Source organism: Pseudarthrobacter leeuwenhoeki, assembly GCF_055412885.1.
In genome coordinates, this window is the sequence record NZ_JBVAYY010000009.1 from 211,118 (window position 1) to 217,312 (window position 6,195).

At 69.4% G+C, this 6,195-nt stretch carries 5 protein-coding genes; 2 read left to right on the forward strand and 3 right to left on the reverse strand.

The features are described 5' to 3' along the window. Window positions 1-31: 31 nt before the first annotated feature. Entirely contained in the window at window positions 32-208 is a 177-nt protein-coding gene (locus tag ACZYX4_RS10420) for a hypothetical protein (RefSeq protein ID WP_463875553.1), read from the reverse strand. A gap of 459 nt (window positions 209-667) precedes the next feature. On the opposite strand from ACZYX4_RS10420, the gene ACZYX4_RS10425 reads away from it, so the two are divergent. Both ACZYX4_RS10425 and ACZYX4_RS10430 read left to right on the forward strand, forming a co-directional pair. Next, window positions 668-1,141, forward strand: a complete 474-nt coding sequence (locus ACZYX4_RS10425; protein WP_463875555.1) for a hypothetical protein — start codon at window positions 668-670, stop codon at window positions 1,139-1,141. Next, window positions 1,138-4,071 carry a cation-translocating P-type ATPase gene (locus ACZYX4_RS10430; RefSeq protein WP_463875557.1) on the forward strand — a complete coding sequence of 978 codons (2,934 nt, stop codon included), beginning with the start codon at window positions 1,138-1,140 and terminating at the stop codon, window positions 4,069-4,071. The genes ACZYX4_RS10425 and ACZYX4_RS10430 overlap by 4 nt, the downstream gene beginning before the upstream one ends. Before the next feature lie 2 nt (window positions 4,072-4,073). On the opposite strand, the gene ACZYX4_RS10435 is transcribed toward ACZYX4_RS10430, so the two are convergent. After that, window positions 4,074-5,360: an MFS transporter gene (locus ACZYX4_RS10435; RefSeq protein ID WP_463875559.1), complete on the reverse strand. Its 1,287-nt coding sequence runs from the start codon at window positions 5,358-5,360 to the stop codon at window positions 4,074-4,076. Between the two features lie 95 nt (window positions 5,361-5,455). Further along, window positions 5,456-6,195: glycoside hydrolase family 16 protein (locus ACZYX4_RS10440; RefSeq protein WP_463875561.1), on the reverse strand; the 740-nt coding region annotated here is incomplete at its 5' end.

The following is a 6,195-nucleotide window of genomic DNA, read 5'->3' on the forward strand; positions in this document are numbered from 1 at the left end:
TGTGGCGCCGGCCTCCGACACTTTCCGGGCATCAGTCCGGTGTGTTGCCGACCCGCAGCACCCGTTCCCGGGCAAGGTCCTCGGTGCGCCGCGCCTTGGCCGCTGCCCGGGCTGCCTGCTGCGCCCGGGCAGCGGCCAGTTCGCGCCGTTTCCTGACGGCTTTGAGCTCCTGCTCGCGCGCCGCGAGTTGTTCCCGCAGCGTGTCCACCGCGTCGGCGAGTGCTGCGGCCAGGGCCGTCGACTCGGCCAGCTCCTGCTCATGTTGCCGGGTTTCCCCGGCGGCAGCGCCGGCGGGAGCTGGCGCCGTTCGTGTCCCAGCCGGCGGAGTTCCAGAGCGTTGAGGGAGGATTGCGCGGCGCGCATCGACGTTCCCAGTCCGGCGAGTTCCCGGAGGGTTTCCGGCCGCCGGGCAGCGAGCATGTTCACCGTCCACGCCGCCACGGACGGTTTGGGCAGGGACCGGACCTCTGCGGCGAGGGACCGCTGCTCTTTGGCGGCAGCAGCGTCCTTGGCTGCGGCTGCCCGTGCGGCGACAAAATCGTCGAACGGGAGGGCATAGAGCAGTGCCGCGACGTCTGCCAGCCCCTGCTCTCCCATGCAAGAATCATAGAAGCCCGTCCCCGGCAATGCCGTCACCACCGGGCAGTTCTGACCGATAAGGGCACACATGATCGAAATTGCGGGGCTCCCGGCCCACATCCTGCTCATCCACGCCGTCGTCGTGCTGGCTCCGATCGCCGGTCTCGGCGCAATCGCCTACGCCGCGGCGCCCCGCTGGCGCGGCTACCTGGCCTGGCCGCTCGGAGTGCTGTCCCTGGGCCTGGTTCCGTTGTCCCTCATTACGGCGGAGGCGGGCGAACAGCTGGAGGCGGCCCGCCCCTCGTCGGCTTTGATCCGGGAGCATGCGGAACAGGGAGACGTGCTCAAGGCCGTTTCTGTGGTGTTCTTCATGGTTGTCGCGGCGACGCTGGTAGCGAGCCATGAGCCCATCGGGCGGCGTTTCGCCTTCCTGGGGAGCCTGCGGACCAACCGCGCCGTCCGGATTGCACTGCTGGTTGCCGCGGCGGCAGCCGGAGCCTTCTTCATCTACCAGAGCATCATCACCGGCCATTCCGGCGCCACATCCGTCTGGGCCCCGTGAGCGGACCAGCACGCGGCGTCAGTCCCGGCAACACGCCGCACAGTCTTCCCCGCCCGCCCTCCGGCGACGCGGCGGGTGCCACTGACGGCGCCCTCCCGTGGCACCTCCGCCGGGCCTCTGAGGCCCTGCACACCCTTGACGTCAGCCCGGAGACTGGTCTGGACTCGGAGGAGGCGGCCCGGCGCCTGGGACTCTACGGCGCCAACGAACTCCGTTCCGCACCCCCGGTGCCGCTGTGGCGAAAGATCGTACGGCAGTTCCAGGACCCGCTGATCTACCTGCTGCTCGTGGCCATCGCCATCTCGGTCTTTGCGTGGGCGGTGGAAGGCGCCTCCGGCGTGCCGGTTGACGCGTTCGTGATCGGGGCCGTGGTCCTGTTCAACGGCGTGCTCGGCTTCGTCCAGGAAAACAAGGCCGAGAGCGCCGTCGCGGCGCTGCGGCTGATGACGGCAGCGAACTCCTCGGTGCTGCGGGACGGCCAACTGAAAACGGTGCCGTCCTCGGAGCTGGTGCGCGGTGACATCCTGGTCCTCAACGAGGGGGATTCCGTCGGTGCCGACGCCCGGCTGATTACGGCAAGTTCCCTGGGCATCGCCGAGTCCTCGCTCACCGGAGAAAGCTCGCCCGTGTTCAAGGACCCCCGGGTCCTCGGCGGCGACGTCCCCCTCGGCGACCGTCTGAACATGGTCTACAAGGGAACAGCCGTGGCACAGGGCGTGGGCCGCGCGGTGGTGACCGGAACCGCGATGGACACCGAGGTCGGTGCGATTGCGGGAATGCTGGCGGCCGCTGAGGACGCCCCGACCCCGCTGCAGCGCGAAATCGCGGGCGTCAGCAAGATGCTCGGCATCACGGTGATCGCGATCGCCGTCGTTGTGATGGCCACGATCATCATCGTCAACGGGGTGTCCACGCTGAGCGGGCTCGTCACCGTCCTGCTGCTGGGGGTCTCGCTCGCGGTGGCCGCCGTACCGGAGGGCCTGCCCGCCATCCTGTCGGTGGTGCTCGCCATCGGCGTCCAGAACATGGCCAAACGCAACGCCGTGGTCAAGGAGCTGCACTCGGTGGAAACCCTCGGCTCCGCCTCGGTCATCGCCTCGGACAAGACCGGAACGCTCACCCGCAACGAGATGACCATCTGCAGGATCACCACCGCCTCCGGCCAGGTCGAGCTCACCGGTGTCGGGTACCGGCCGGAGGGCGGTGTGCTCCACAACGGCCACGAAGTTCGTGATCCGGCCCTGCTCCGGGAAGCACGCATGGTGCTGGCCGGGGGCTCTTTCGCCAACAACGCCCAGCTGCGGGAGAACGGCGGCGAATGGGAGATCCAGGGCGACCCGACGGAAGCGGCGTTCCTCGTCGCTGCCCGGAAGCTGGAAGGGGTCACAGACCGGACCGGGGAGTTCGACCGGCAGGGCGAGATCCCCTTCACCTCCGAGCGGAAGCTGATGTCCGCGCTGGCCCACCACCGGGAGGGCGGCACCCTGTCCCTCGTCACCAAGGGCGCCCCGGACGTCCTGCTGGAACGCTGCACCGGACTTCAGCTCGGCGGAGAGATTATTCCGATGGACGCGGACCGCCGCGCCCGGGCGCTGGCCGACGTCGAGGAGCTCTCCTCCCAGGCCTTCCGCACGCTCGGCGTGGCCTACCGCCAATACACCGAAGCGGACCGTCACGAAACGGACGTCCTCGACGAGGAGGACGAGAGCACACTGGTGTACATCGGCGTCGTCGGAATCCTGGACCCGCCCCGGGCGGAAGCGGCCTCCGCGGTGGCCGAGGCGCGGCGGGCGGGCATCCGCGTCGTGATGATCACCGGGGACCACCCGCTCAGCGCGGCACGGATCGCCGGCGACCTCGGGATCGCCAAACCGGGGGAGCGGGCGGTTACGGGCGCGGAGCTGGACGCACTGGACGAGGACGGGCTGCGCGCGCTCACCCGGAACAGCTCGGTGTATGCGCGGGTGGCACCGCAGAACAAACTGCAGATCATCACCTCCCTGCAGGCGCAGGGCAACGTGGTGGCGATGACCGGGGACGGCGTCAATGATGCGCCGGCGCTGAAAACCGCGGACATCGGCATCGCCATGGGGGTCACGGGCACTGAGGTCACCAAAGAGGCCTCGAACATGATCCTCGGCGACGACAACTTCGCCACCATCGTCTCTGCGGTGCGCCAGGGCCGGGTCATCTTCGAGAACATTGAAAAATTCCTGCGCTACCTGCTGTCCTCGAACATGGGTGAGGTGTTCACGGTTTTCCTTGGCGTCGTGTTCGCCGGCGCCATGGGCCTGGCCGGAGCGAGCCCCGGTGAAGTCGCGGTGCCGTTGCTGGCCACGCAGATCCTGTGGATCAATCTCGTGACAGACTCCGGCCCCGCGCTGGCGATGGGCGTTGACCCGGAAATTGACGACGTCATGGCGCGCCGGCCCCGCCAGCGCGGCGACCGGATCATCGGCACGCGCATGTGGCTGGGTATCCTGAGCATCGGCCTGGTCATGGGCGTTGTGTCCCTGCTGACCATCGATATCTTCCTCCCCGGCGGGCTGGTCCCTGGCGGCAGTGACTCGCTTGACGTCGCACGGACCGCCGGCTTCACCACCCTCGTGTTCGCCCAGCTGTTCAACGCCTTCAACTCCCGTTCGGAGACGACGTCGGCCTTCCGCCGGCTCTTCGTGAACAAGTGGCTCTGGGGGTCGGTGCTGCTGGCGACGGTGCTTCAGGTGGCGGTCGTCGAGTTGCCGTTCCTGCAGCGGGCCTTCGGGACCGCGTCCCTGGACGCAGGCCACTGGGCCGTCTGCGTTGCGATGGCTTCGATTGTGTTGTGGTTCGATGAGCTCCGCAAGCTCGTCCTTCGGGCCCGCGGGCCGCGAGCGGAAGTGCGGCCCGCGCGGGTGGGGAACGACGCCGGATCCCGGCACGATGGCTGACGCTAGGGCTTGCCCGTCCGGCGGAGCGCCATAATCATCACTCCGAGCGCGATCAACTGCAGGACCGCCACGGCCGCAATCAACAGCGGACGGGTGTCATAGAGTGCGCCGTACAGTACCCCTCCGGCCAACGCCCCGGCCCCTTCGAAAGCGGCGAAGACGCCGTAGGCCGTGCCCTGGCGCGGTTCGAAGACCAGATCCGCGACCAGCGCCTTGACGGTCGAGTCCTGGATGCCCAGGGCGGTGCCCCAGACGAGCACACCACAGAACGCCAGCGCGATTTCCGGTGACAGGGCCAGCACCGGTACGGCAGCGGTCAGCAGGGGAAGCGCAAGGAGGACCCGGCCGCCGGATCGGTCGTAGGTGACGCCGCTGGCGAGGGCGCCCAGGGCCGCCGCCGCCATCGCGCCTGCGTACAGCAGCGCGGTCACCGCCACCGGAACGGCCGCCGCCGTCGTGAGGTGGAACGAAATGACGCCAAAGGCGACCAGCCCGGCGCTCCAGAAGAAAGCGGCGACAGCGAACAGGGCAAAACTCCCGGTGAACAACGACGCCGGACGGCCGGCCGCACCCGGGGACTCCGGTTCGACGGGCGGCGGGCCTGCGCCGGCTTCGGGCGACGGCGGCCGCCCGGTGCCGGGATCCGGCACCGGGCGGCGCAGCCGGAACAACAGGAGCATGGCCGCCGCAGCCGGAACGGACAGCACCGCGAAGGAAGCGGACAGGTTTCCGGTGGCCGCGAGTACCGCGGCGACGAGGACCGGCCCCAGCAGGGCTCCGAGAAGGTCGAGGGACTTGTGGACGGCGAAGCCGCGGCCGCGGCCGACGGGTTTGGCGGCCGCGGCCAACAACACGGTCTTTGCCGGGCTGCGCACGGCTTTGCCGACCCTGTCCCCGATGATCAGCACTGCAGCCAGAAGCAGCCCGGATTCTCCCGCCCAGGGCACCACGGCCAGCAGGGGCACACAGACCGCCGTCAGCGCGTATCCCGCCAGCGTGAATGTCCAGTACTTGCGGGTCCGGTCCGCCCACGGTCCGAACACCAGCCGAAGCCCCTGGGCCGCAGCTTCGGCGCCGCCCGTGACGACGCCCACGAGAAGCGCGGAGGCGCCCAGCTGGGCGAGCAGGGGACCCGCCAGCGGCCGGGCGCCGTCGGAGACGACGTCGGCGGCCAGGCTGACGAGCCCGAAGCCGATCACCGGACCCCAGACAATCCGTCCGGTGGCGCCGGGCAGGGCAGACCGGCTCGCCCGCTCGCGGGCTGACAAGCTTCGGTCGCGCCGGCCCATTTCCCAAGAATTACGGACGCTCCATGGAAGGGCAAGGGGGTGCGGGAACCCGCCTGCTGCCAGGCGGGCTCCCGGTCATTCAGGAGGGCTCCCTGTTACTGCCAGGCCCTGACGTAGTCGACCTTCATCTCGGAGGCCGGGCCGTACGCGGTGCTGGCGCTCGCCTTGCCGACGTTCAGCACGAGGTACTGGGGGGCGTTGCCGTCGTCGGTGGGGAAGGACTTGACCTTGACCCCGTCGACGTAGACCTCGGAGAGGTTTCCCTTCCGCCACAGGCCGTAGGTGTGGTACCCGTTCCCCCAGTTGCCGGCAATGGTGCCGTGGTTGTGGGTTCCGGAGCCTGAGTGGTAGTTGGACGTCAGCTTTCCCTGGAGAACTTCGGCGATGTCGTTCTCGCCGGTTGCCGGCCAGGACTGTCCGGTGGTCCACCAGGCCGGCCAGTTGTGCAGCACCGTGCCGTTGCCGGGGAAGGAGATGCGGGCCTCGGTGTAGCCGGTCCGGAACTCGTAGCCGGTGGTGGCGGCGTCTTTCGGGTTTGACGATACGAGGCTGCCGGTGCCGGCGTCCGAAAGTTTCAGCGAGAGGTTTCCGCCGCCGACGGAGACGTTGGCCGGGTCAGTCTTGACCTTGTTCATGGTGCCGCCGCCGAACCAGGAACTCGACCACTTGCTGGTGTCGAGGGTGGTTCCGTTGAAGTCATCGCTGAACGTCCGCGACCACGCTCCGGGAACGCCCAGGGGCATCAGCGCGGTGCCGGCCGACGCCGGCACCACCGCGGCGGGCGCGGCGGGTGCGGGGGGCGCGGCGGGTGCGGGGGGCGCGGCGGGTGCGGGGG

What these genes read in the sequence shown, in the direction of transcription:
- ACZYX4_RS10425 (WP_463875555.1), top strand. Translation starts at nt 668, where the DNA reads ATGATCGAAATTGCGGGGCTCCCGGCCCACATCCTGCTCATCCACGCC.
- ACZYX4_RS10435 (WP_463875559.1), bottom strand. Translation starts at nt 5,360, where the DNA reads ATGGGCCGGCGCGACCGAAGCTTGTCAGCCCGCGAGCGGGCGAGCCGG.